Source organism: Achromobacter sp. E1 (assembly GCF_037039475.1).
GTDB classification, from domain to species: domain Bacteria; phylum Pseudomonadota; class Gammaproteobacteria; order Burkholderiales; family Burkholderiaceae_B; genus Achromobacter; species Achromobacter mucicolens.
Window position 1 is genome coordinate 3,499,124 of sequence record NZ_CP146253.1, and the last position, 22,505, is coordinate 3,521,628.

Annotated in this window: 25 protein-coding genes; 9 read left to right on the forward strand and 16 right to left on the reverse strand. The window is 62.4% G+C overall.

The features are described 5' to 3' along the window. Positions 1 to 16 precede the first annotated feature (16 nt). The 3 genes from V6V88_RS16105 (at position 17) to V6V88_RS16115 (ending at position 3,493) form a co-directional block, all read left to right on the forward strand. A complete protein-coding gene (locus tag V6V88_RS16105) occupies positions 17 to 1,216 on the forward strand; it encodes an amino acid aminotransferase (RefSeq protein WP_223575971.1) in 1,200 nt (399 codons plus the stop codon). 146 nt (positions 1,217 to 1,362) lie between these two features. Further along, a complete protein-coding gene (gene lexA / locus V6V88_RS16110) occupies positions 1,363 to 2,013 on the forward strand; it encodes a transcriptional repressor LexA (protein WP_223575972.1) in 651 nt (216 codons plus the stop codon). A 131-nt stretch (positions 2,014 to 2,144) separates the two neighbouring features. Then, positions 2,145 to 3,493, forward strand: a protein-coding gene (locus V6V88_RS16115) for an IS3 family transposase (protein WP_280004194.1) whose coding sequence is annotated in 2 segments (ribosomal slippage) — positions 2,145 to 2,612 and positions 2,615 to 3,493 — 1,347 coding nt in all. Because the reading frame shifts where the segments join, the coding sequence is not laid out codon by codon here. A 133-nt stretch (positions 3,494 to 3,626) separates the two neighbouring features. Here V6V88_RS16115 and lon read toward each other — a convergent pair. The 5 genes from lon to V6V88_RS16140 form a co-directional block, all read right to left on the reverse strand. Continuing rightward, the gene (gene lon, locus V6V88_RS16120; RefSeq protein ID WP_223575973.1) at positions 3,627 to 6,077 is read right to left on the reverse strand and encodes an endopeptidase La; all 2,451 of its coding nucleotides are present in this window, start codon (positions 6,075 to 6,077) and stop codon (positions 3,627 to 3,629) included. A 258-nt stretch (positions 6,078 to 6,335) separates the two neighbouring features. Then, positions 6,336 to 7,634 carry an ATP-dependent Clp protease ATP-binding subunit ClpX gene (gene clpX / locus V6V88_RS16125; RefSeq protein ID WP_056318854.1) on the reverse strand — a complete coding sequence of 433 codons (1,299 nt, stop codon included), beginning with the start codon at positions 7,632 to 7,634 and terminating at the stop codon, positions 6,336 to 6,338. Positions 7,635 to 7,736: 102 nt separating this feature from the next. Beyond that, positions 7,737 to 8,390, reverse strand: a complete 654-nt coding sequence (clpP, locus tag V6V88_RS16130) for an ATP-dependent Clp endopeptidase proteolytic subunit ClpP (protein ID WP_056318852.1) — start codon at positions 8,388 to 8,390, stop codon at positions 7,737 to 7,739. 4 nt (positions 8,391 to 8,394) lie between these two features. Further along, a complete protein-coding gene (gene tig / locus V6V88_RS16135; RefSeq protein ID WP_223575974.1) occupies positions 8,395 to 9,705 on the reverse strand; it encodes a trigger factor in 1,311 nt (436 codons plus the stop codon). A 164-nt stretch (positions 9,706 to 9,869) separates the two neighbouring features. Further along, positions 9,870 to 10,625: a M48 family metallopeptidase gene (locus V6V88_RS16140; RefSeq protein ID WP_056318844.1), complete on the reverse strand. Its 756-nt coding sequence runs from the start codon at positions 10,623 to 10,625 to the stop codon at positions 9,870 to 9,872. 258 nt (positions 10,626 to 10,883) lie between these two features. Between V6V88_RS16140 and V6V88_RS16145 the strand changes: the two genes are divergently transcribed. Next, positions 10,884 to 11,429, forward strand: a complete 546-nt coding sequence (locus V6V88_RS16145) for a TIGR00645 family protein (protein WP_128828500.1) — start codon at positions 10,884 to 10,886, stop codon at positions 11,427 to 11,429. Between the two features lie 109 nt (positions 11,430 to 11,538). Next, a protein-coding gene (locus V6V88_RS16150; protein ID WP_338615615.1) for an IS3 family transposase occupies positions 11,539 to 12,767 on the forward strand; the annotation gives its coding sequence in 2 pieces (ribosomal slippage) (positions 11,539 to 11,886 and positions 11,889 to 12,767; 1,227 coding nt in all). An 89-nt stretch (positions 12,768 to 12,856) separates the two neighbouring features. Here the strand turns inward: V6V88_RS16150 and V6V88_RS16155 are convergent. The 5 genes from V6V88_RS16155 to V6V88_RS16175 form a co-directional block, all read right to left on the reverse strand. After that, positions 12,857 to 13,063, reverse strand: coding sequence for a cold-shock protein (locus V6V88_RS16155; RefSeq protein WP_042794090.1), 207 nt, complete (start codon positions 13,061 to 13,063; stop codon positions 12,857 to 12,859). 322 nt (positions 13,064 to 13,385) lie between these two features. After that, positions 13,386 to 13,949, reverse strand: a complete 564-nt coding sequence (locus V6V88_RS16160; RefSeq protein WP_223575975.1) for a DUF924 family protein — start codon at positions 13,947 to 13,949, stop codon at positions 13,386 to 13,388. A gap of 137 nt (positions 13,950 to 14,086) precedes the next feature. Then, entirely contained in the window at positions 14,087 to 14,290 is a 204-nt protein-coding gene (locus tag V6V88_RS16165; protein WP_006220190.1) for a cold-shock protein, read from the reverse strand. A gap of 371 nt (positions 14,291 to 14,661) precedes the next feature. Next, positions 14,662 to 14,982 carry a hypothetical protein gene (locus V6V88_RS16170; protein ID WP_223575976.1) on the reverse strand — a complete coding sequence of 107 codons (321 nt, stop codon included), beginning with the start codon at positions 14,980 to 14,982 and terminating at the stop codon, positions 14,662 to 14,664. 92 nt (positions 14,983 to 15,074) lie between these two features. Beyond that, a complete protein-coding gene (locus V6V88_RS16175; protein WP_223575977.1) occupies positions 15,075 to 15,473 on the reverse strand; it encodes a hypothetical protein in 399 nt (132 codons plus the stop codon). Positions 15,474 to 15,596: 123 nt separating this feature from the next. Between V6V88_RS16175 and V6V88_RS16180 the strand changes: the two genes are divergently transcribed. Beyond that, complete coding sequence (locus V6V88_RS16180; protein WP_223576514.1) at positions 15,597 to 15,902, forward strand: DUF2513 domain-containing protein; 306 nt, start codon at positions 15,597 to 15,599, stop codon at positions 15,900 to 15,902. Positions 15,903 to 15,942: 40 nt separating this feature from the next. On the opposite strand, the gene V6V88_RS16185 is transcribed toward V6V88_RS16180, so the two are convergent. The 3 genes from V6V88_RS16185 to V6V88_RS16195 all read right to left on the reverse strand — a co-directional run bounded on the left by V6V88_RS16185 (position 15,943) and on the right by V6V88_RS16195 (position 17,899). Further along, the gene (locus tag V6V88_RS16185; protein ID WP_223575978.1) at positions 15,943 to 16,236 is read right to left on the reverse strand and encodes a hypothetical protein; all 294 of its coding nucleotides are present in this window, start codon (positions 16,234 to 16,236) and stop codon (positions 15,943 to 15,945) included. 93 nt (positions 16,237 to 16,329) lie between these two features. Beyond that, complete coding sequence (locus V6V88_RS16190; RefSeq protein WP_223575979.1) at positions 16,330 to 16,716, reverse strand: Rid family hydrolase; 387 nt, start codon at positions 16,714 to 16,716, stop codon at positions 16,330 to 16,332. A 25-nt stretch (positions 16,717 to 16,741) separates the two neighbouring features. Beyond that, on the reverse strand, positions 16,742 to 17,899 hold the full coding sequence (locus tag V6V88_RS16195; RefSeq protein WP_223575980.1) for a DSD1 family PLP-dependent enzyme: 1,158 nt from the start codon (positions 17,897 to 17,899) through the stop codon (positions 16,742 to 16,744). A gap of 123 nt (positions 17,900 to 18,022) precedes the next feature. Here V6V88_RS16195 and V6V88_RS16200 point away from each other — a divergent pair, with 123 nt between their 5' ends. After that, the gene (locus V6V88_RS16200) at positions 18,023 to 18,937 is read left to right on the forward strand and encodes a LysR family transcriptional regulator (RefSeq protein WP_338615617.1); all 915 of its coding nucleotides are present in this window, start codon (positions 18,023 to 18,025) and stop codon (positions 18,935 to 18,937) included. 13 nt (positions 18,938 to 18,950) lie between these two features. Here V6V88_RS16200 and V6V88_RS16205 read toward each other — a convergent pair whose 3' ends face one another. Then, the gene (locus tag V6V88_RS16205) at positions 18,951 to 19,349 is read right to left on the reverse strand and encodes a RidA family protein (RefSeq protein WP_223575981.1); all 399 of its coding nucleotides are present in this window, start codon (positions 19,347 to 19,349) and stop codon (positions 18,951 to 18,953) included. 166 nt (positions 19,350 to 19,515) lie between these two features. On the opposite strand from V6V88_RS16205, the gene V6V88_RS16210 reads away from it, so the two are divergent. Further along, positions 19,516 to 19,824, forward strand: a complete 309-nt coding sequence (locus V6V88_RS16210; RefSeq protein WP_223575982.1) for a hypothetical protein — start codon at positions 19,516 to 19,518, stop codon at positions 19,822 to 19,824. 25 nt (positions 19,825 to 19,849) lie between these two features. Here the strand turns inward: V6V88_RS16210 and V6V88_RS16215 are convergent, their stop codons facing one another. Together V6V88_RS16215 and V6V88_RS16220 are read right to left on the reverse strand one after the other, a co-directional pair. Then, positions 19,850 to 20,107 (reverse strand): hypothetical protein, encoded by a 258-nt coding sequence (locus V6V88_RS16215; RefSeq protein ID WP_056324457.1) that lies wholly within the window; start codon positions 20,105 to 20,107, stop codon positions 19,850 to 19,852. Between the two features lie 100 nt (positions 20,108 to 20,207). After that, complete coding sequence (locus V6V88_RS16220; protein ID WP_223575983.1) at positions 20,208 to 21,857, reverse strand: MlaD family protein; 1,650 nt, start codon at positions 21,855 to 21,857, stop codon at positions 20,208 to 20,210. A 161-nt stretch (positions 21,858 to 22,018) separates the two neighbouring features. Between V6V88_RS16220 and V6V88_RS16225 the strand changes: the two genes are divergently transcribed. Next, positions 22,019 to 22,504, forward strand: coding sequence for a GNAT family N-acetyltransferase (locus V6V88_RS16225; RefSeq protein WP_056324451.1), 486 nt, complete (start codon positions 22,019 to 22,021; stop codon positions 22,502 to 22,504). The last annotated feature ends 1 nt before the right edge of the window (position 22,505 follow it).

Below are 22,505 nucleotides of genomic sequence, written 5' to 3' on the forward strand. Positions count from 1 at the left end.
ACCTCATCAGAGTCCCATGAGCACCCTTTTCGATTCCGTCGAGCTCGCGCCGCGCGACCCCATCCTTGGTCTGAACGAACAATACAACGCGGATACCCGCCCCGGTAAAGTGAACCTGGGCGTGGGCGTGTATTACGATGATCAGGGACGGATCCCGCTCCTGGGCGCAGTGCGCAAGGCCGAAACCGCCCGCATCGAAGCCGCTGCCGCCCGCGGCTATCTGCCGATCGAAGGCATTGCCGGCTACAACGCCGGTGCGCAGGCCCTGCTCCTGGGCAAGGACTCCGCGCTGGCCGCCGCCGGCCGCGTGCTGACCACGCAAGCGCTGGGCGGCACCGGCGCCCTGAAGATCGGCGCCGACTTCCTGCGCCAGCTGTTGCCGGGCTCGAAGGTGCTGATCAGCGATCCCAGCTGGGAAAACCACCGCGCGCTGTTCGAACGCGCCGGCTTTGAAGTCGGCACGTACGCCTACTACGACGCCGCCACCCGTGGCCTGAACTTCGAAGCCATGCTGGCCGACCTGAAGGCCGCGCCCGCCAAGACCATCGTCGTGCTGCACGCATGCTGCCACAACCCCACCGGCGCTGACCCCACCGCCGACCAGTGGAAGCAGATCGCCGCCGTCGTGAAGGAAAACAACCTGGTCCCGTTCCTGGACATCGCCTACCAAGGGTTCGGCGACGGCCTCAAGGAAGACGCCGCAGTCGTGCGCCTGTTCGCCGACATGGACATGACCATGTTCATCAGCTCGTCGTTCTCGAAGTCGTTCTCGCTGTACGGCGAGCGCGTCGGCGCGCTGACCGTTGTCGCCGGCAGCAAGGACGAAGCCACGCGCGTGCTGAGCCAGCTCAAGCGCGTCATCCGCACCAACTACTCCAACCCGCCCACGCACGGCGGCACGGTCGTCTCGACGGTGCTGAACACGCCCGAGCTGTTTGCTCTCTGGGAAGAAGAACTGGCCGGCATGCGTGATCGCATCCGCCTGATGCGTGCTCAACTGGTCGACAAGATCAAGGAACACGGCGGCAAGCAGGACTTCAGCTTCGTGCTCAAGCAACGCGGCATGTTCTCGTACTCGGGCCTGTCCTCCGCCCAAGTGGACCGCCTGCGCGAAGAACACGGCGTCTACGCCGTGTCCAGCGGCCGCATCTGCGTGGCCGCGCTGAACAGCGGCAACATCGACAAGGTGGCAGCCGGCATCGCAGCCGTGCTGTAAATCACGTCGGCGGTACGCCGTCAGCAGTCAAAACGGGACCTTCGGGTCCCGTTCTTGTTGGCATCGTGCCCCGCTTGCTTTTTTGCGCTACGTCCCCCAGAATGGCGCTGTATATATGTACAGTCCGCTCACACCGGATCATCGCCATGGCCAGCAAACTCACGGATCGCCAACAACAAATCCTGGACCTCATCAGGCAAACGGTCGCGCGCACCGGCTTTCCGCCGACCCGCGCCGAAATTGCCCAGGCCTTGGGTTTTCGCTCTCCCAACGCCGCAGAAGACCACCTCAAGGCATTGGCACGCAAGGGGGCCATCGAACTCACGGCTGGCGCCTCACGCGGCATCCGGCTCAAAGATGCCGCCACCGCGCCGGCGCAATCGTCGCTTCCCATCCCCGCCCTCGCCCAGCTTCTCCTGCCACTGGTCGGCCGCGTCGCAGCTGGCAGCCCCATTCTTGCAGCCGAGCACGTAGAGCGCGAAGTTGGCGTGGATCCCAGCCTTTTCGCACAAGCCCCCGACTACCTGCTGAAGGTGCGCGGCATGAGCATGCGCGACGCGGGTATCCTCGAAGGCGATCTGCTGGCCGTCAAGAAGGCGTCTGAAGCGCGCAACGGCCAGATCGTGGTGGCCCGTCTGGGTGACGACGTCACGGTCAAGCGCCTCCAACGCCAGAACGGCCATATCGAACTGCTGCCTGAAAACCCCGACTTCGAAACGATCGTGGTCAAGGCCGATCAGGAATTTGCGCTGGAAGGCATTGCGGTGGGTCTCATCCGCACTCAAGCGCTGCACTAGGCTGCAGTCCTCTGGCGGGCACTCCCACCCCACCCGGCCAAACTGGCAGGCAAGCCCACCAAAAAGAAAACCCCGCTCATGAACTGACCCCCGAAAGTTGGACTTTGATCCATCCTTCGGGGGTTTTTTGCATGGCAAAGTACGACGAGCAGTTCAAGCTGGACGCTGTACGGCGGTATCTGTCTGAACAGCATAGTTATGCGGAAGTGGCGCGGGAGGTCGGCGTGGACTATGCGTTGCTGCGGCGATGGGTGGCTGTCTACCAACTGCATGGACGGGCTGGTTTAGTCAGGCCGCGCAAGCGGTATTCGGCGCAATTCAAATTTGAGGTGTTGAAGCGCATCGAGCAGGACGGCTTATCGGACAGGCAGGCTGTGGCGGTTTACAACTTGGGCGATTCCGGGACCATCGGCAAATGGCGTCGTGGGTATGATGAGGGCGGAATGGGCGCATTGGAGCCCAGACGTCGAGATAGCCCCGCCATGCCACACAAGTATCCACCCGAGCCAACACCCAAGGACATGACAGAGAAGCAGTTGCGCGAAGAGAACGCGTACCTGCGAGCGGAGCTCGATTACCTAAAAAAACTCGATGCCTTGATCCAAGCGGAACGGACCGAAGCGCTGGTGAAAAAGCGCAAATGGTCCAAGGGTTGAGGCATCGTCATCCGCTGGCGCTATTGCTGAGAGCAGCCAAGCTGTCGCGCAGCACGTTCTATTACCACCTGAAGGCGCTTGGCGCCGTGGACCCGTACGCCGAGCTCAAGCAGCACATCAACGCGGTTTATGCGCAGCACAAGGGCCGCTATGGTTACCGCCGGATCACGGCGGTGCTGCGCCAGGCAGGTGAGCTGGTGAATCACAAGACGGTGCAGAAGCTGATGCAGGCGCTGGGCTTGAAGTCGCTCGTGCGCGCCAAGAAGTACCGGTCCTACCGAGGTCAGTCGCATCATGTGGCGGCCAACGTGTTGGCGCGTCGCTTCGAGGCCGAGCGTCCGAACGAGAAGTGGGTCACCGACGTGACCGAGTTCAACGTGCGTGGCGAGAAGCTGTACCTGTCGCCGGTGATGGACCTGTACAACGGCGAGATCGTGGCCTACGAGACCGCTCGGCGGCCAGTGTTCAAGCTCGTGGGCAGCATGCTGAAGAAGGCGCTGGCGCGGCTGCGGCCGACGGAGCGCCCCGTGCTGCACTCCGACCAGGGCTGGCAATACCAGCAGCCCATCTACCGGCGCATGCTGGCCGCCCGGTCCGTCACGCAGAGCATGTCACGCAAGGGCAACTGCCTGGACAATGCCGCCATGGAAAGCTTCTTCGGCACGCTCAAAGCAGAGTTCTTCCACCTCAACCGCTTCGAGAGCATCGAGCAGTTGCTGGCCGGCATCCGGCAGTACATCCATTACTACAATCACAACCGCATCAAGCTCAAGCTAAAAGGCCTGAGCCCGGTGCAATACCGAGCTCAGGCCTACGGGCTTTAGTTGACCGTCCAACTTCTGGGGGTCAGTTCATCATGAGAGCGGGGTTTTTTGCTTTCGGGCGTCAACAAGGCCTGGTGACGCCTTCCGGCTTCGGGCACCCTCTTTCGAGGGCGCCCCGGCGTTCAAGACGCCATCAGTGCTTCATCACCGGGTCGGTCGAGCCAGGTTCCGCAGGTTTGGCAACCAGCGGCTCCTTGACGGCTTCGTCCTCGGCCAGGGGCTCTGGCAGACGCTCCAAGGCCAGTTCCAGCACCTTGTCGATCCAGCGGACTGGCACGATCTCAAGGTGGTTCTTGACGTTATCCGGGATCTCCGCCAAGTCCTTGACGTTTTCTTCCGGGATCAAAACCGTCTTGATACCGCCGCGGTGGGCCGCCAGCAGCTTTTCCTTCAGACCGCCGATCGGCAGGACTTCACCACGCAGCGTGATCTCGCCCGTCATGGCGACATCGGCGCGCACCGGGATGCGCGACAGCGCCGAGACCATGGCGGTGGTGATCGCAATACCCGCGGACGGACCGTCCTTGGGCGTTGCGCCTTCCGGCACGTGCACGTGCATGTCGTGCTTTTCGAAGACGCTATCGGCAAAGCCCAGACGGCGAGCCCGCGAACGCACAACCGTGCGAGCCGCCTCGACCGACTCTTTCATCACATCGCCGAGCGAACCCGTGCGCTGGATGACGCCCTTGCCGGGCATGTCCGCGACTTCGATCGTCAGCAGGTCGCCGCCGACTTCCGTCCACGCCAGGCCGGTCACCTGACCGATCTGGTTTTCCTTTTCGGCCATGCCGAACGCGTAGCGGCGCACACCCAGGTAATCGCTGAGGTTGTCGGCCGTGACGTTGACTGCCTTGACCTCCGGCGTCTTGCCCTCGGCCTTGGCGCGATCACTTTGGGTCAGCAATTGCTTGATGACCTTGCGGCAGATCTTGCCGACTTCGCGCTCGAGCGCACGGACACCGGCTTCGCGGGTGTAGTAGCGCACGATATCGCGCAGCGCGCTGTCGTCCACGGTCAGCTCGGTATCCTTCACGCCGTTGTTCTTCATCAGCTTGGGCAGCAGATGGTCGCGGGCGATGTGGATCTTTTCTTCCTCGGTGTAACCCGACAGGCGGATCACTTCCATGCGGTCCAGCAGCGCCGGCGGAATGTTCAGCGTGTTGCTGGTCGCCACGAACATGACGTCCGACAAATCGAAATCGACCTCGATGTAGTGGTCCTGGAACGTATGGTTCTGTTCCGGATCCAGCACTTCGAGCAAGGCCGACGAGGGATCGCCGCGGAAATCCATGCCCAGCTTGTCGATTTCATCAAGCAGGAACAGGGGATTGCGCACGCCGACCTTCGACATGTTCTGCACGATCTTGCCGGGCATGGAACCGATATACGTACGGCGGTGGCCGCGGATCTCGGCCTCGTCACGGACGCCGCCCAGGGCCATGCGCACGAACTTGCGGTTCGTGGCCTTGGCGATCGACTGACCCAGCGAGGTCTTGCCGACGCCCGGGGGGCCGACCAGGCACAGGATTGGCGCCTTCACCTTGTCCACGCGCTGTTGCACGGCAAGATACTCGAGGATCCGTTCCTTGACCTTTTCGAGACCGTAGTGGTCGTTGTCCAGCACCGTTTCGGCGTTGCTGATCGAGTTGTTGATCTTGCTCTTCTTTCTCCAGGGGAGATTGATGAGCGTATCGATGTAGTTGCGCACCACCGTGGCTTCGGCCGACATGGGCGACATGAGCTTGAGCTTCTTGAGCTCGGCATCGGCCTTCTTGCGCGCCTCTTTGGGCATGTGGGCAGCGATGATCTTCTTTTCAAGCTCTTCGATGTCCGCGCCCTCTTCGCCTTCGCCCAGCTCTTTCTGAATGGCCTTGACCTGCTCATTCAGGTAGTAGTCGCGCTGGCTCTTTTCCATCTGCTTCTTCACGCGGCCGCGAATCCGCTTCTCGACCTGGAGGATGTCGATTTCGGTTTCGAGTTGCGTGAGCAGACCTTCGAGGCGTTCGGAGGTGCCCGTGATCTCGAGCATCTTTTGTTTCTGCTCGAGCTTCAGGGGAAGATGCGCGGCGATCGTGTCAGCCAGGCGGCCAGCATCGTCGATGCCAGCCAGCGAGGTGAGGATCTCGGGCGGGATCTTCTTGTTGAGTTTTACGTATTGCTCGAACTGCGCAACGATGGCGCGGCGCAAGGCTTCGGTTTCGGAGCCCTGCATGGCGTCCGGTTCGATGGGCGACACCTGGCAGGTGAAGTGCGAATCGGCGTCTTCGATGGAATTGATGCGGGCGCGCTGCGTACCCTCGACCAGCACCTTTACGGTGCCGTCAGGCAGCTTGAGCATCTGCAGGATGCCGGCGACGCAGCCGATCTCGTAGACGTCTTCAGGCGTGGGGTCATCTTTGCCGGCGGACTTTTGGGCCACCAGCATGATGCTTTTGCCCGCTTCCATCGCGACCTCGAGCGCGCGGATGGAGCGCGGTCGGCCGACGAACAGCGGGATGACCATGTGCGGGAACACTACGACATCGCGCAGCGGCAGCAGGGGAAGGTCGATCGGGTCGGAAGGCAGGGTCTGGCTGGCAGACATATGAGGTTCCTCGGTATGACTCGGCGTATGGGGACGGGGCACCCGGGTAATACCCGAGCAAACTCGTCAATTACGTCTGTTATGGGAACAATAGCCGAAAATTCAAGATCTCGGCCGCCTGGATCACCAAAAGGCCCCAAAAAGGCCCTGGAACCGCCTTCAGTATGCGGCCATGACGGGCGGCTGAAAAGTGCGATCGGGGATGTAGGCGCGCCCTAGGTAAAAAAACCCGTTACGAGAACGGGCTTTTTTGAAATATCAGGCGGCGGCGTCGCGGACTTCTCCGCGCTCCGGCTTCTCTGGCGCGGCATTTTCATCCGCGTAGATCAGCAGGGGCTTGCCCTCGCCCTCGATGGCGTTTTCGTCGAGGACCACGCGCTTGACGTTGCCCTGGGAAGGCAGGTCATACATGGTGTCGAGCAGTGCCTGTTCGATGATGGAACGCAGGCCGCGGGCCCCCGTCTTGCGGCGCAGCGCCTTGCGGGCGATGGCCTTGAGCGCAGCCGGGCGCACGTCGAGCTCGGCGCCTTCCATGGCGAACAGCTTTTGGAACTGCTTGAGCAAGGCGTTCTTGGGTTCGGTCAGGATCTGGACCAGTGCGGCTTCGTCCAGCTCGTCCAGCGTCGCGACCACGGGCAGACGACCGACCAGTTCGGGAATGAGACCGAACTTGATGAGATCTTCGGGTTCCACTTCGGAGAAGAGTTCGCCCACGCCGCGTTCGGACTTGGCACGTACCGACGCCGAAAAGCCGATACCCGACTTTTCAGTACGGTCACGGATGACCTTTTCCAGCCCGTCGAAGGCGCCGCCGACGATGAACAGGATGTTGGTGGTGTCGACCTGGACGAAGTCCTGGTTCGGATGCTTGCGGCCACCCTGCGGGGGAACCGATGCCACCGTGCCTTCGATCAGCTTGAGCAGGGCCTGTTGCACGCCCTCGCCCGACACGTCGCGCGTGATGGACGGGTTGTCGGACTTGCGCGAGATCTTGTCGATCTCGTCAATGTAGATGATGGCGCGCTGAGCCTTTTCGACTTCATAGTTGCAGTTCTGCAGCAACTTCTGAATGATGTTTTCGACGTCTTCACCCACGTAGCCCGCTTCGGTCAGCGTGGTGGCGTCGGCCATGACGAAAGGCACGTTCAGCATGCGAGCCAGCGTCTGGGCCAGGAGCGTCTTGCCGGAGCCGGTGGGCCCGATCAGCATGATGTTGCTCTTGGAGAGCTCGACTTCGTCGCCCTTGATCTCGCCGTGGCGAATGCGCTTGTAGTGGTTGTAGACGGCCACGGCCAGCATGCGCTTGGGCGACGTTTGCCCAATGACGTACTGGTCGAGGAAAGTCTTGATTTCAGCCGGAGTGGGCAGCTCGGAACGAATCGCCGCGCGCGCGGTGGCCTGCGCCTCTTCGCGGATGATGTCGTTGCACAAGTCGATGCATTCATCGCAGATGAATACCGACGGACCCGCGATCAGCTTGCGGACTTCGTGCTGGCTTTTATTGCAAAACGAGCAATGCAGCACCTTAGCGTCTGCCGATCCCTTTTTTTCAGGCATATTTCTTTCGTATCTCAGGTAAAGATGCGCCAGGCCGGGTACATGGCCTAGCGCATGCGCTTACTCAAACATGATGGCAGCGGGTCTGGATCAACCGGGAAGTCAGCCTTCGGACCGGGAGGCCATGACCTTGTCCACCAGTCCATACGATACCGCATCTTCGGCCGACATGAAGTTGTCACGTTCCGTATCCAGCTCGATGCGCTCCATGCTCTGCCCGGTGTTGTGGGCCAGGATGCGGTTCAAGCGCTCGCGCAGGTCCAGGATTTCGCGAGCCTGGATCTGGATGTCGGAGGCCTGCCCTTGGGCGCCGCCCGAGGGCTGGTGGATCATGATGCGCGAGTTGGGCAGGGTGAAACGCTTGCCCTTCTTGCCAGCCGCCAAGAGGAACGCGCCCATGCTGGCCGCAAGGCCGGTGCACAGGGTGGACACGTCCGGCTTGACGAACTGCATGGTGTCAAAAATGGCCATTCCCGCGTACACCGACCCGCCAGGCGAGTTGATGTACAGGGAAATGTCCTTGTCAGGATTCTCCGATTCCAGGAACAGCAACTGAGCCACGACCAGGTTGGCCGTGGCGTCGTTCACCGGCCCCACCAGGAAAATGAGCCGTTCGCGGAGCAGACGCGAATAGATGTCGTAGGCGCGCTCGCCGCGCCCCGACTGCTCGATCACCATGGGAATGTAGCCCAGGCCGGTGGGGGTCACCGAAGACCCGCCATTCATTGCCGCATAGAAATCGGTGAATCTCTGCATAGTGTTACGCCATCCCCATCAACTGATCGAAAGGCACCTTTTCGTCGGTGACCTTGGCCTTTTCCAACACGTGCGCGACGACGTTGTCTTCCAGCACGATAGCCTCGATTTCAGCACGACGCTGGCGGTCTGCCAGGTAATAGCTGACAACCTGGGCGGGTTGTTCGTAGTTCTGGGCGAATTCTTCGATGCGCGCGCGGACCTGTTCCGGCTTGGCTTGCAGCTGAGCTTGCTTGACCAGTTCGGAGACCAGCAGGCCCAGGCGGACACGGCGCTCGGATTCGGTCGAGAAGGCTTCGGCCGGGATCGGCACGGATTCGGCATTGGGCACGCCGCGCTGCTTCAGTTCTTCGCGGGCAGCGGAGATACGGCCTTGCACGTCGTTGTCGACCAGGGCCTTCGGCACGTCGAACTTGCCGGCTTCGACCAGGGCGTCCATGACGCTGGACTTGGTGCGGCCTTGCGAACGGACCTTCACTTCGCGCTCGATGTTGCTGCGGATGTCGGCCTTGAGCTTTTCGACGTCGCCTTCGGCTTGGCCGAGCGACTTGGCGAATTCGCTGTTCAGTTCGGGCAGGACGCCTTCAGCCACTTCCTTGACGGTGATGGTGAATTCGGCGGTCTTGCCGGCAACTTCCACGCCTTGGTAGTCATCGGGGAACTTGAGCTGGAAAACCTTGGTTTCGCCAGCCTTCAGGCCACGCGCGGCTTCTTCGAATTCCGGCAGCATGCGGCCTTGGCCGAGCACAAACGGGAAGTCTTCGGCCTTGCCGCCTTCGAACGGCACGCCGTCAATGGTGCCGGCAAAATCCAGCGTCACGCGGTCGCCGTCGGCGCTCGCGCGGCCTTCACGGGCTTCGAACGTGGCGCGTTGCTTGCGCAGCACGTCCAGCGTCTGCTGAACTTCAGCGTCGGTGACGGCGGTTTCGTAGCGGGTGACGGCCAGGGCGGACAGGTCCGGCACGGCGACTTCCGGGTAGACCTCGAACGTGGCGGTGAACGCCAGCGTGTCGTCGGAAACGCCTTCCGTCTTGGGCTCGAGGTTCGGGGCGCCGGCGACGCGCAGCTTGGCGCCGTCGATGGCTTGTTCAAAGGCACGGCCAACTTGGCTATTGATCACGTCGTAGCGGATGCTGGGACCATGGCTGCGCTCGAGCATGGCGAGCGGCGCCTTGCCCGGACGGAAGCCGGGGACCTTGGCGGTCCGAGCCACGCGCTTCAATTGCGCCTGGACTTCCTTTTCGACGTCGGCCACCGAGACGGCCAGATCAACACGGCGCTCCAGGCCGGAGAGGGTTTCAACCACAGGCTGCATTAAAAGACCTATTTTCCGAGAGATGAGATTACGGGCGGATAAACGCGGCATTTTACCGGAAACTTCCGGAACCCTGACGCAAAGGGGCGCGAGCCCCGGATTTGCCCGGATGCTCGCGCCCCGTTTATCGCCCAAAAAGCGAGGATCGACGCCTGGCTCAGAGGTTACTTGGCCTTGGCGATGCGGTCTTCGATGTGCTGCGCGCGCTTGGTCGAGGACGGGTGGGAGCTCATCATATCGCTCTTGCCGCCATCCAGCTCGGCCAGCTTCTGGAACGCGGTCACAAGGCCGCGCGTATTCTGCTTCTTGGACTGCAGCAGGTCGAACGAATAATCGTCCGCCGCGCTTTCCTGCGATTGCGAGAACTGCGCATTGATGAACTTCTCGGTCAGGTCGCCCAGTTGCGAGGAGCTCAGTTGGGAGACGGTCGCGCCGCCCGCCGCGCCAGCCGCGTCACGCGCAGCCGACACCGTGTAGGCGGTCTGCATTGCCTTCTTGGTGTGGCCCAGCGCCACGTGACCGATTTCGTGGCCGACCACGCCCATCACTTCGTCGTCCGTCATCATGTCCATGAGGCCGCTATAGACGCGGATGCAGCCGTTGGCCATTGCCCAGGCGTTCACGTCCTTGGTGACATAGACCTTGTAGCTGGCTTTCTGGCCATTGACCGTGCTGCCCAGCGACTTGGCGATCTTCTGCAGACGAGCGTCGTATTTGCTGCCCGGCGCGGCGATCTTTTCCTGCGAATCGCTCTGTGCGCATGCCTTGTCCGACAGGGTCTTGATCTCGGCATCGCTCAGCGTGGCCGCCTGGACGACCTTGGCGCCGGCGCCTACGAGCCCACCGATATCCAACGCATGTGCGGCCGAGTAAGGGGCGAGCGCAATGGCCAACGCGGCGACGGTGTAGCGGATCTTCATGGGAACAAACTCCTATTGACTTGTTCTATGCAAACGAGGCGGCAATTCTATATACGCCTCCAGCTTTCGACGTATTTCGGCACAGAGTTTCGCAAATGCGAATTTCGCTTACCAAAAAGCCGAGCGCATCGAAGGGCGCCATGCTAGGTATCCTGCCAGCGGCAAGCCGCCGGTCGAAAGAGATGTCCGCGGTCTCATGGCGTTGATAGAATTGCCGCCGCGCTTTTTTTCGCAAAACCACAACGGCTCGCACCCATCATGATCCCGAATCCCCCTCCTCGCCTCGGGCTGCTGCCCAATCTCATCTTCAGTTCGCGCTGGCTGCAGCTTCCGCTTTACCTGGGGCTTATCGTCGCGCAGGGCGTCTACGTCATGCTGTTCCTCAAGGAACTGTGGCACCTCGTCACCCACGCCACCAGCTTCGGCGAAATGGAGATCATGCTGATCGTGCTGGGCCTGATCGACGTGGTCATGATCTCCAACCTGCTGGTGATGGTGATCGTTGGCGGCTACGAGACGTTCGTGTCGCGCCTGCGCCTTCAGAACCATCCCGATCAACCGGAATGGCTGAGCCACGTCAACGCCAGCGTGCTGAAAGTGAAGCTGGCCATGGCCATCATCGGCATCTCCTCGATCCACCTGCTGCGCACCTTTATCGAAGCAGGCACGATCGGCACGCCGAATGCGCGCTTCACCGAAGCCGGCGTGATGTGGCAGACCATCATCCACGCCATCTTCATTCTTTCGGCACTGGGGATCGCACTGGTGGACAAGCTCTCGACCGGCAGCAACGCCAAGCACTGAGCGTCCGCGCAAAAAAAGCCCCCACGCGACAAACGTGGGGGCTTTTTTATGGATAGTGACCCGTCCTGGAATTGGTTGACACCTTTTTGAGAGAAAAAAGGAGAGTCAATTGGAATCAAGGATCAAGCGCACCCAGCGGGACTACAGCCTGGCTTTTAAACTGTCCGTTGTCGAGCAGGTGGAAAAAGGCGAGCTGACGTACAAAGAGGCTCAGCGCCGCTATGGAATCCAAGGTCGGTCGACGGTGCTGGTGTGGCTGCGCAAGCATGGTCGACCGGGGCTGAGCGGCTGGAGCCTGCCGACGGTCAGAGGAGTGGACATGGATCGTCAAGGCAAAGTGCTTACCCCCGAGCAGCGGATCAAGGAACTGGAGATTCAGCTCAAGGAAGCCCGCGAGAAGGCGCAGTTGTTTGAGGCCGTGGTCAATGTGTTGGAGAAGGATTACGGGGTACGCGTCGTAAAAAAGCCTTTGGGCAAGTCCTCACGCAAAAGCTCGTCCAAGGGCTGAGCGTGGCAAGGGCTTGCCGTTACATGGGCCATAGCCGCCAGGCGTATTACAAGAGCAGGCACAGAGAGCGCGAGCGCCAGCAGCAGGCATGCCAAGTAGTATCGATGGTCACCGCGCTGCGGGTACGTCAACCGACGTTGGGTACGCGCAAGCTGCATCACATGCTGGGCCAGCCGCTACGCGAGGCGGGGATCAAGGCCGGGCGCGATGCGCTGTTCGACATCCTGCGCAGCGCCCGGATGCTGGTGCGGCCGCGCCGGGCGTATCACAAGACCACAGATAGCCATCACCGCTTCCGACGCCACCCTAACCTGCTCAAGGCAGGCGAAGGCCAAGTGGTGCCGACGGGCCCGGAGCAGGTCTGGGTAGCCGACATCACCTACCTGCCGACCGCCCAGCGGTGCACCTACTTGAGCTTGGTGACCGACGCCTACTCGCGCAAGATCGTGGGCTACCACGTGGCAGAGAATCTGCAGACCGAAGGGGTGCGCCGCGCACTGGAGATGGCGTTGCGCTCGCGGCGCTCGAGCCAACCGCTGGTGCATCACTCGGATCGAGGCATCCAGTATTGCTCAACGTACTACCAGCGCCTGCACGCGCGGCACGGCATCCGTTGCTCGATGACTGACGGCTACGACTGCTACCAGAATGCCTTGGCTGAGCGGGTCAACGGCATCCTGAAGGGAGAGCTATTGCTCCACAAGCCCGCCGATCTGGCCCAAGCCCGGCTCATGGTCAAGCAGTCCGTCGAAATCTACAACACCGAGCGTCCGCACCTGTCCCTACAATGCAAAACACCCGATGAAGTTCACCGGGTGTTCAGTCCGTAGCCTGCTACGGATACCGTGCCGTAGGTGTCAACCTATGGCAGGACGGGTCATAGAACACCGGGCGCACCCGGCGCGCTACCCGAGAGGTCTCAGGCCGCTACCTTGATGTTCTTGGCGCTGGGGCCCTTGGGGCCGGTTCCAACGTCGAAAGTGACCCGCTGGTTTTCCTGCAGCGACTTATAGCCCTCGCTGCGGATTTCGGAGTAATGAGCGAAAAGATCCTTGCTGCCGTCGTCGGGCATGATGAAGCCATAACCCTTTTCGGCGTTGAACCACTTGACGATGCCGGTTGCCATGGGATGTCCTTGACCTAAAAAGCGATTGCTCGCGGGACGCCAGATCTTCAAGGATGGGAGAGGATAGCAACCGCGGCACCACTAACGGCGACCAAGGAGAACGCAGACCGCGTCGCTTGAGAATCTCGCTGAAACCAGTTTATTGGCGAATCTGGAAAAACGTCAAATGTCCGAAAGGCCTGTTTTTGATCCCCAAAACGGGCTCTACACCCGCTAAAAAGCGCAAGCCAGGCCGCTGGGCAGGTTGAACATTTTCAACTTGCCACGCACCGATACACGTGGAAACCGTCACGCTGGGGCGCGCCTCGCGAGGTTCCGCGCCCTACCCGGCGAATCCTCCGGATTCCAGAAACTCGCGTTCGGCCTGGCTCGTCTGCCGCCCCAGCGCCGCGTTGCGGTGCGGAAAGCGTCCGAAGCGCTTGATGATGTCGCGATGCAGGACCGCCCACTTCACGGCTTCCGCACCCAGCGGTTCCATCAGGGCGACAGCGCGGTTCTGCGCAGCCAGGCTCTCGGCGTGCTCGAACGGCATGTAGAAGAACTGGCGCAGCGACGCATCGACTTCCAGATCATGGCCCGCGGCGATTGCGCGTTCCGCGAAATGCAGCGCCAGCGCGTCGGTGGCGAACATATGCGCCGTGTCCCGGTAGGCATTGCGAGGAAACTGGTCCAACAGGATCATGAGCGCGATCGCGCCCGAGGGGTCATCCAGCCAGTCATCGAGCCGGCGCGCGGCTGCTGCCATATGCGCCGCTTCGAAGCGCTGGCGAAAGCTGGCGTCAAACTGTGCATTCTTGCTGAACCATTGGGGTGGCCCGGCTTGCAGCCAGAAGGCGACCACATCCTGAGGTTGCGTGACAAACGGCGTGGGGGTGGTTGCGGTCATGGCGATACGTGCGTAAGGGTGAGTGCGTTGCCATTCCCAAAAGAACGGATAGCGCGACGGAAAATCAGCCGCCCAGCATAACGCGCAGAAAACAAAAAAGGCCCCGCTAGGGGGCCTTCTTGCGAAAATTCAGAGCCTTACAGGACCTGGATCTTCGTGGCTTGCGGGCCCTTGGGGCCATTGGCCGTCACAAAGCTGACGCGCTGGTTCTCTTCCAGAGACTTGAAGCCCGAGCCCTGAATTTCGGAGAAGTGAGCGAACAGATCCTTGCCACCTGCTTCCGGGGTGATGAAGCCATAACCCTTTTCCGAATTGAACCACTTAACGACGCCGGTTTCCATACTGTATTTCCTAGAGATAATGGGCAAATGCCCGGAGGTCACGAATCAATCAAGGAGGGGACAGTAGAACAATAACGCTGAGCCGGAAACGGCACCGCACTGATCGAAAATCGCAACGCTTGTGATCGTGTGCCGACACTATCGTTATATTCCCCTCACAAGTCAACATAATCCTAAAAAACACGTGCCAATAATGCAACAAAGAGAAACTGCGCGGTTATTCTGCACGTTTTTAAAGGGTAAACGAGTCCCTGCATAGGTGTTAACACCCATACATCATAAAAAAACAAACAAGGCTTATATAAATGCCATCAAAAGCGCGTACGACCTGCAATACGCCGTTCGGATGACACTATGGTTTGCCGCCAGGCTTACTCGTCGATAGGTAAACCCAACAAGTCGAGCGCCGCGCCAAAAGCATCGGGGCCCGAGCAAAGGAAAACCGCCACGTCGCCGGGGTTCATATTTTCCAGCACTTGGTCGATCTGTTCTTGAGCATTATCAACATTGTCGACATTGGCGGCGTGTATATCCGCTCCGGCATCGACTTTTTCGCGAGGCACGATGTCTGCGATTGCATTGAGATCAGCCACGCCCATGACGACATAAGCGCTGATGCTCTCGCCGTCCAGGGTGGTGTGCAGCTCGACGCCGCCCGCTACGTCGGCAACGTGCCGACTGAGTATTTCCATTTCCATCTTCCTTGATTTGCGGGCTGAACCCGCCTGGGCACGCACCTCACAGGTGCACACGCACGCCCAGGCGCGACTATAACAGCCTTAGGCTAACGTTTCTTGACACTGGGGCCAAGCGACTGGCGAGCAGCCCCGGAAGTGGCCGCCACGGTACGCCAACGCACCCCGGCTTCGGCCAGCACCCGGGCCAGCGGCTTCTGCGCGGCGAGGAACGCCGTCTTTTCGTCGGCGGCCAGCTTGCAGATGAACAACTGAGCCTGGAGTTGCGTGCGGCGCGCCTTGCGGTTGTCGGCTTCCTTGGCGAGCCATTCGCCCACCCAGGCCGCGGCAGCCTCGGCATCGCCTTGCTGCTTGACGTGCCCGAGCAGGTCGTAGACGGTCACGCCGTCGATGCGCTCATCCTCGCCGCGGGAGAGGAACAGCTTGGCGGACTGGCCCGTGTAGCCTGGAACGACCGCCAGACAATCCCGTTCTGCGGGTTTTTTCATGGTGTTTTCGAATGTGGTTTAGCAAGAACCCCGGACTGTAACGCAGGCGCGCCCGCCGTCCTATTGCCGTTGCGGAAGTCTGCTATCGTCAACGTGTTCTTTCATCCCAACATGGTGGACATCATGCAACGCGATTTCGATCTGGTCGTCACGATTCTGGGCGCCCTGCGCGACGCCCCCGGCCCCAACCTGAGCACGCACGACATCAAGAACGCCGCCCTGGCGCCGCACCCCGAAGAGCAAGGCCTGCAGCTCATCGCGCATCATCTGGACCTGCTGGAAGATGCCGGCCTGGTCAAGCAGATCAGCGAGACCGCGGCGACCGCTGGCGCCGCGCGCTGGCGCATCACTTGGAAGGGCTACGACGCCCTGGAGCAGGATGAGGACGACGAAGACGACGACGACGAGGACTTCGACGCCGAAGAATGAGACGCTGCGCCGAAAGGCGCAACCGGACGATTCGCGCGGCTTAGCGCAATGATTGATCCGTTTGCCGGCGTTGCCGGATGCGCCGCGTCAACAGCGCCGCCGCGGCGCCGATCACCAGGCTGAACATGAATGCGGCGATCGACAGCATCGCCGCCAGCTCATCGAATCCCCCCTGCCGCGCCAACACCAGCACGGCCACGAATATCGCCACCGACCACGCCACAAGGCCGATCAGCAGCTGCTTGACCGTCCGCAGGCGGCCGCACAAGGCGCCGCCTGCAAGTGCGGCGGCCACCATGGCAGCCATGGACCAGAACAGATACTCGTAGTGCATGGGGACGGTCTCCGCCAAGGGCATTGAGGCGCACGCATTATAGGCGGCGCCTGCCTGCCGCCCTTTGCTCTCCTGTCCGGCCGTGAACCCCGATCAGGCCAACGCCACCACGCTGATTTCCACCAAAGCGCCGTAGTGCAGTTCTCGGGTGGGCACCATGGCGCGGGCTGGCCGGTGGCTGCCAAAGCATTCCTCGTACACCGCGTTGACCTCATCCCACAGGCTGACGTCCGGGATGTACACGGTCACGTTGACCACCGACGACAGCGAGGAACCGGCAGCGTCCAGGATTGCGCGCACGCTGCGCAGCGCCTGCCGCGTCTGGCCTGCCGCATCCGCCGCCAGAACGGGGCGCACGCCAGGCGCGGCTGGCGGCAAAAAGCCCAACTGCCCCGAGACGAAGACGAACCCGTTGGCGCGAATCGCCTGAGAATAATGGCCCGCGGGCGGGGTGGCGTCGGGCGTTTGGATGAGGTCCATGCGAGCGTCCTTGATGATGCGCGGCTCACCAGCCACGGAAGCGTTCCCAGCGCGCCACCACGCCCGGCTCGCCGGTACGCACGACCTCGTAGGCGTCGTGCTGAGCGCACGTTGCGCACGCGTGGTTCGGCACGATACGCACTTTGGCGCCGATCGGCAGGTCGGGCAACACCGCGTTGCTGCCGGGGCGTACCTTGATGATGCCTTGCTCCTGGTTGGTTTCGGCAAGCAGCACGTCCGGGTAGACCGCGCCGTCCACGTCGCACACCAAGCCGTACAACTGGTCCACCGGCTGTTTTGCCGTGCCACGGTCCCGCGACATGGCCATCCACCCAGCGTCCACCAGGATCCAGCCCTTATCGGGCTGATGGCCGATAACGGTGGTCAGCACCGTGGCGGCGATGTCGTCCACGCTGCACACGCCCAGGCCGGCCATCACGAGATCAAAAAAGACGTACACGCCGGCACGGACTTCCGTGACGCCTTCGAGGTTGCGGGCAAAGTGCGCGGTGGGCGTTGAGCCGACGCTGACCACCGCGCACGGCAACCCCGCGTCGCGAATCACCTGCGCGCAACTTACGGCGGCCCACCGCTCCTGTTCGGCCATATCCGCGATCGCCTCGACGCTACGGCAGCCATACGATTCGCCCGCGTGCGTCATGACGCCGCGCAGGCAGGCGCCCTCTTCGTGCAGCACGCGCGCAATGGCCAGCAACTGGCCGGTGTCCTTGGGCTGCACACCGGCGCGGTGCCCGTCGCAATCGATTTCGATCAGCGCCGGGATGGCATCGCCGGCAGCCTTGGAACGCGCCGACACCGCGCGCGCGGCCTCGATGCTGTCGACCACCACCGTCAGATCGATGCCGCGCTGGCGCAAGGCCAGCACGCGATCAAGCTTCGACGGAGACACGCCGACGGCATACAACAGATCCGTGACGCCAGCGGCCGCGAATTGCTCGGCCTCCTGCAGCGTCGAGACGGCGGCTGGCCCTTGCGGGGTCGTCATGAGACGGCGCGCGACCTCGATGGATTTGGGCGTTTTCAGATGGGGACGCAACCTGACGCCGTGGCCGGCGATCAGCGCGTTCAGCCGGTCGATGTTTCGCGTCATGCGCGTTTCGTCCAGCAGCAGGCAGGGCGTTTCCAGCGAATCCAGGGTGGGCGCGGGGCTTTCCAGGGTCATGGGAATCTCTTGAGGGATGAGGGGCACGGGCACGGCTGGCCCGTTGGGATCAGGACGAAGTATGGCGCGCTCGCCACTTCCCATGTTTAATTCGAAATTAATATCCCATTAAGACTGGCCTGAATGATTACGACCGACGACCTGCGCTTTTTCCTGAGTCTTTCCACTGCCGGATCGCTGGCGCAGGCGGCGCGCTCGCTGGACGTGACGCCCCCAGCGGTAACGCAGCGGCTCAATGCGCTGGAAAAGCGGTTGGGCGTGAGACTGGTGAACCGATCGGCCCGCGGCATCGCACTGACCGACGAGGGCCGCCTGCTGGCCATGCGAGCGGGGCAGATAAGTCATGACCTGACGGTGCTGGCCGATGAACTTGCGGGCAGGCGCGGCGTTGTGGCGGGGCATCTGCGGGTGGTGGCGCCGCTGGGCTTTGGCCAGCGCTACATCGCCCCGCTGGTGGCCGACTTCCGAGCGCGCAGCGAGAACGTAACGGCCAGCCTGACGCTGTCGGACGGCCCTCCCCGCCTGGCGTCGGACAACTGGGACGTCATGGTGCACATTGGCGAACTGCGCGACTCCACCCTTGTCGCGCACCCGCTGGCGCCGAACCGGCGCATGCTGTGCGCGTCGCCCGCGTACCTGAAGCGGCGCGGCACGCCGGCCATGCCAGAAGACCTGCGCAACCATGACTGCATCGCTCTGCGCGAGAACGACGAAGACGTGACCCTGTGGCGGTTCAGGCGCGCCCGGGGCGCAGCAGTCGGGGTTCGCATCGCGCCCGTGTTGTCGTGCAACGCGGGGGCCACTGCGCTGGAGTGGGCGTTGGGCGGACACGGCATCGTCGCGCGTTCGGAGTGGGACGTGGCCACGCACGTCCGTACGGGCGCGCTGGTCCCGTTGCTGGCCGGCTGGAGCCTGCCCGATGCGAATGTGGTGGCGCTGGTGAAATCGCGGCAGGAACTGTCCGCGCGCACGGCAGGGTTTCTGGCGGCGCTGCGCTCGGCCTTCGCCGCGCCGCCCTGGCGCGGCGGGGCGTCCTAGGCGGAAGGACAGCTCAATCGAGCATCGCTTCCGCTTCGATCTCGATCAGCCATTCGGGCAACGACAACCCGCTGACGATGATCCACGACGATGGCGGCGGATCGACCTTGAAGCGGTCGCGAAGGGCCTGCGCCACGACCTCCTGTTCGGTGCTGACCGTCTCGCAAATGTAGATCCGCAGCATGATGACCTGCGACAGATTGCCGCCTGCGGCCGCCAGGACACGTTCCACGTTGTCCAGCGCCGCTTCGGTCTGCACTTGCAGCCCGGGTCCGACCGTGCGCTCGTTGGCATCGACGCCGACCTGACCGGACAGCAGCATGCGGCGTTGTCCGGTAACGATCACCGCCTGGCTGAAACCGTACTGCACGGAATTGAACACCGTATCGGGATTGACGACGACTCGGGACATGGGCTTCTCCTGTGCGGTCCGGCGTGGGACGGCTGGTCATTCTAGCAACCGCGCTGCGGGCGACGAAGCGCCAGCCGCACCGCGCGTCGAGTCGACCAAACGCGGTATGGAGCCGCGGCACGGCGTTTGCTACGCTGAACTGGTCTGTTCAGCCAGGGTCACGGCCATGAGCGAGAAGATCCGAGTTCTATGCATCCAGCCCGCCACGACGTCCGCGCGTTTCGCGTTCCTGGTGATTGCCCTGAAATGGTCATTGGGCGCCACGCCCCGGCCGTCGCGCCTGCAGATCGGCCCGCATGATCTGGCGCCCCAAGGATCGGAAGGCGCTTTCTGGCAGTTTGCCCTGCGGCACGCCTTTTCCAACCAGTCCATTCTGGTCACACGCGGTGAGCATTGGGATGTGTCGGCGTCGGTGGACGGCGACGAAGTCCGCGCCTTCGGGCGGACTTTTGCGCTGAGGCAGTGTCTTTTCTGACCCCGCGGTGCGCTACGCCTGCGTCTCAGGCGTCGACAGGCCCCTTGCGGTGATACGCCGCAAGCTCTTCGGCCGTCCAGCGCTGGCGCGCTTCGTCCTGACAGCAGGTGCGATATACCAGCGCGCCGACGTCCAGAAAACGCTTCACGTCGGCGTCCGACAGCTTTCCCTGCACGTGCAACAGGCAGTCGGCCAAGGTGGAAAGCACGCCGTCCCAGCCGTCAAACCTGCCAGGCGCCACCGGCAACGTGATCATGCGCGCCATCATTTCACTATGGTCCATGATGAGTCTCCCCTCTGTCGCGGCGCCGCTCGATCCGCTATCGCCTGGCGCCCCCAGGATGGCTTGCAGCAAGTGTCGTTCCTGAGGGGCAACGTAGGGTTCAACGCGTTGGCGCCCGCCCGGTCACCGGATCCGGCGCGCGTCCCCGCAACAGCGACCCCGGGTGCGCTTGCAAGTAGTCGGCCAGTTCGCGCAACGACCGCGCGGTGCGGGCCAGTTCCTGCAGCAGCGTGCTTGTGTTGACCGGCAAGCCCGCATCGGGACTCAGCAACCCGCCCACGGCGCCCAGCGATCGGCTGGCTTGGCGCAGCATCGCGGACGCCTCGGGCGCAAGCTGCGTGTCCAGCCGCTTGACCAGTCTGGAGGTGCCCTGAAGCAGGTTGCCCAGTTCCGCGCCCAGGCCCTCCAGCGGGATCTTCTCGATCTTCGTCAGAATGGAGTTCAGTTGCAGTTGCAGCTGATCGAGGTTGTTTGGCACCGTGGGGATGAAAGGCGCCTCTTCCATCTTGAACGTGACGGGCTTGGCATCAGGAAACACCGCCATCGCAATGTACAGCTGGCCCGTCAGCAGGTTGCCGATGCGCAATTGCGCACGCAGGCCCTGTTCGATCATGGCCGCCATCAGCTTGCCGCTGGGATGCTCCAGCGACGATCCGGAATACTCCCGGATCTCTTCGAAGGTCTTTGCGCCCAGCCGCTCCGGGTACAGCGTGGCATCCACCAGCGCGTAGAACTGGTTGGTCGTGCGGTCCAATTCCAGCCCGATGGCGTCGACCTGCCCGACCGAGGCGCCGAACGCGTCGATCGGGGCGCCGACGGAAAGGCCGCGCACCGACTGGTCAAACCGCATGCGGATATGCAACGGCATGCCATCCGGCTGCGCCCGCGCAGCGGTTTCTGAGGAGTAGATGACGAACGTGGCCTCCGGCTCGGCCGCGGCATGATGGCGGGTCTCTATCGAATCGAAGGCGACGCCCCCCACGATCACGGACAGCAGGGATTGCGAGCGCACGTCAAGCCCCCGCGCATCCACCGAAAAATCCACGCCGCTCGCATTCCAGAAGCGCGTGCCTTCGTTCACGTATGCATCGTTCGGCGCATCCACGAACACCTGGATGTCCACCCCCTTGCCGGTGCTGTCCAGGCGGTAGCTCACAACCTGTCCCACCGCGATGCGCCGATAATAGACCGGCGAGCCGATATCCAGCGATCCCAGGTCGTGTCCCTTGAGCGTGAAGCGCTTGCCCGGCCGGTCCTGCGTCACTTCGGGCGGGACCTCCAGGCCAACGAACGCGAATTTGGTTGCCTTGCCGGGATCGACGCCGCCGCGCAGGCCAGCCGGATCCAGGCCGATGTAGGCGCCGGACAGCAAGGTGCTCAGGCCGGAGACGCCGCTAAGCGTGAGCCGGGGCCGCACCACCCAGAACAAGGTGCCCTCTTGCAAAAGGCCTGCCGCATCCTTGTTGAGCCGCACCGTCGCGATCACGCCTGTTCTGTCTGCGTTGAGCGCCACGCGCTCCACAAGGCCGACATTCACTTCCTTGTATCGGACCTGCGTCTTGCCCGCCTCCAGCCCTTCTGCCGTCTGGAAACTGATCGTGGCCTGCGGGCCGGCGTCCATCCAGACCTTCAACACCAGCAGCAAGCCACCCAGCGCCGCGACGATCGGCACCAGCCAGATCCAGGAAAACCGGCGGCCACGGCGGGCCGGCGGGCGCTTTTGAGCGGCAGCAGGAGCAGTCTCGGGCATTGAAGGCATCCTTCGTGAGCACGCGTCCGGACTCTGGGTGCAATCCCGGTAAAGCGTCGCGCCAGCGGGGCCGCCGCGCAACAAGGGTAATCCCGACGTTTGCGCATGCCCGCTGCACAAAGAAAGAGTAGGATAGCCATCCCAGTAAACAGGAAACTTCCGTGAATATCGAAATCCGTCCTGCCGTGCCTTCGGACGCGGCCCAGATCCATGCCTTCATCACCGAACTGGCGGTCTACGAGCGCGCCGCCCATGAGGTGATCGCCAGCGCAGAAGACGTCGAGCGCACCTTGTTCGCGCAAGGCGCTCCAGCCCGCGCGTTGATGTGCCTGGTCGAGGGCAAGGCCATCGGCTACGCCGTCTATTTCTACAGCTACTCAACCTGGCTTGGAAAGAACGGCATCTACCTGGAGGATCTGTACGTCACGCCCGAGCATCGAGGCATCGGTGCGGGACGCGATCTGCTGCGCCATCTGGCGCGCGAGGCGGTGGCAAACGATTGCGGGCGGCTTGAATGGAGCGTGCTGGACTGGAACCAGCCCGCGATCGATTTCTATCAATCCATTGGCGCCCTGCCTCAGGACGAATGGGTGCGCTATCGGATGGCCGGCGACGCATTGCGCAATTTCGCCGAAGGCCGCCGCTGAG

What these genes read in the sequence shown, in the direction of transcription:
- V6V88_RS16105 (WP_223575971.1), top strand. Translation starts at nt 17, where the DNA reads ATGAGCACCCTTTTCGATTCCGTCGAGCTCGCGCCGCGCGACCCCATC.
- lexA (WP_223575972.1), top strand. Translation starts at nt 1,363, where the DNA reads ATGGCCAGCAAACTCACGGATCGCCAACAACAAATCCTGGACCTCATC.
- lon (WP_223575973.1), bottom strand. Translation starts at nt 6,077, where the DNA reads ATGTCTGCCAGCCAGACCCTGCCTTCCGACCCGATCGACCTTCCCCTG.
- clpX (WP_056318854.1), bottom strand. Translation starts at nt 7,634, where the DNA reads ATGCCTGAAAAAAAGGGATCGGCAGACGCTAAGGTGCTGCATTGCTCG.
- clpP (WP_056318852.1), bottom strand. Translation starts at nt 8,390, where the DNA reads ATGCAGAGATTCACCGATTTCTATGCGGCAATGAATGGCGGGTCTTCG.
- tig (WP_223575974.1), bottom strand. Translation starts at nt 9,705, where the DNA reads ATGCAGCCTGTGGTTGAAACCCTCTCCGGCCTGGAGCGCCGTGTTGAT.
- V6V88_RS16140 (WP_056318844.1), bottom strand. Translation starts at nt 10,625, where the DNA reads ATGAAGATCCGCTACACCGTCGCCGCGTTGGCCATTGCGCTCGCCCCT.
- V6V88_RS16145 (WP_128828500.1), top strand. Translation starts at nt 10,884, where the DNA reads ATGATCCCGAATCCCCCTCCTCGCCTCGGGCTGCTGCCCAATCTCATC.
- V6V88_RS16155 (WP_042794090.1), bottom strand. Translation starts at nt 13,063, where the DNA reads ATGGCAACCGGCATCGTCAAGTGGTTCAACGCCGAAAAGGGTTATGGC.
- V6V88_RS16160 (WP_223575975.1), bottom strand. Translation starts at nt 13,949, where the DNA reads ATGACCGCAACCACCCCCACGCCGTTTGTCACGCAACCTCAGGATGTG.
- V6V88_RS16165 (WP_006220190.1), bottom strand. Translation starts at nt 14,290, where the DNA reads ATGGAAACCGGCGTCGTTAAGTGGTTCAATTCGGAAAAGGGTTATGGC.
- V6V88_RS16170 (WP_223575976.1), bottom strand. Translation starts at nt 14,982, where the DNA reads ATGGAAATACTCAGTCGGCACGTTGCCGACGTAGCGGGCGGCGTCGAG.
- V6V88_RS16175 (WP_223575977.1), bottom strand. Translation starts at nt 15,473, where the DNA reads ATGAAAAAACCCGCAGAACGGGATTGTCTGGCGGTCGTTCCAGGCTAC.
- V6V88_RS16180 (WP_223576514.1), top strand. Translation starts at nt 15,597, where the DNA reads ATGCAACGCGATTTCGATCTGGTCGTCACGATTCTGGGCGCCCTGCGC.
- V6V88_RS16185 (WP_223575978.1), bottom strand. Translation starts at nt 16,236, where the DNA reads ATGCACTACGAGTATCTGTTCTGGTCCATGGCTGCCATGGTGGCCGCC.
- V6V88_RS16190 (WP_223575979.1), bottom strand. Translation starts at nt 16,716, where the DNA reads ATGGACCTCATCCAAACGCCCGACGCCACCCCGCCCGCGGGCCATTAT.
- V6V88_RS16195 (WP_223575980.1), bottom strand. Translation starts at nt 17,899, where the DNA reads ATGACCCTGGAAAGCCCCGCGCCCACCCTGGATTCGCTGGAAACGCCC.
- V6V88_RS16200 (WP_338615617.1), top strand. Translation starts at nt 18,023, where the DNA reads ATGATTACGACCGACGACCTGCGCTTTTTCCTGAGTCTTTCCACTGCC.
- V6V88_RS16205 (WP_223575981.1), bottom strand. Translation starts at nt 19,349, where the DNA reads ATGTCCCGAGTCGTCGTCAATCCCGATACGGTGTTCAATTCCGTGCAG.
- V6V88_RS16210 (WP_223575982.1), top strand. Translation starts at nt 19,516, where the DNA reads ATGAGCGAGAAGATCCGAGTTCTATGCATCCAGCCCGCCACGACGTCC.
- V6V88_RS16215 (WP_056324457.1), bottom strand. Translation starts at nt 20,107, where the DNA reads ATGGACCATAGTGAAATGATGGCGCGCATGATCACGTTGCCGGTGGCG.
- V6V88_RS16220 (WP_223575983.1), bottom strand. Translation starts at nt 21,857, where the DNA reads ATGCCCGAGACTGCTCCTGCTGCCGCTCAAAAGCGCCCGCCGGCCCGC.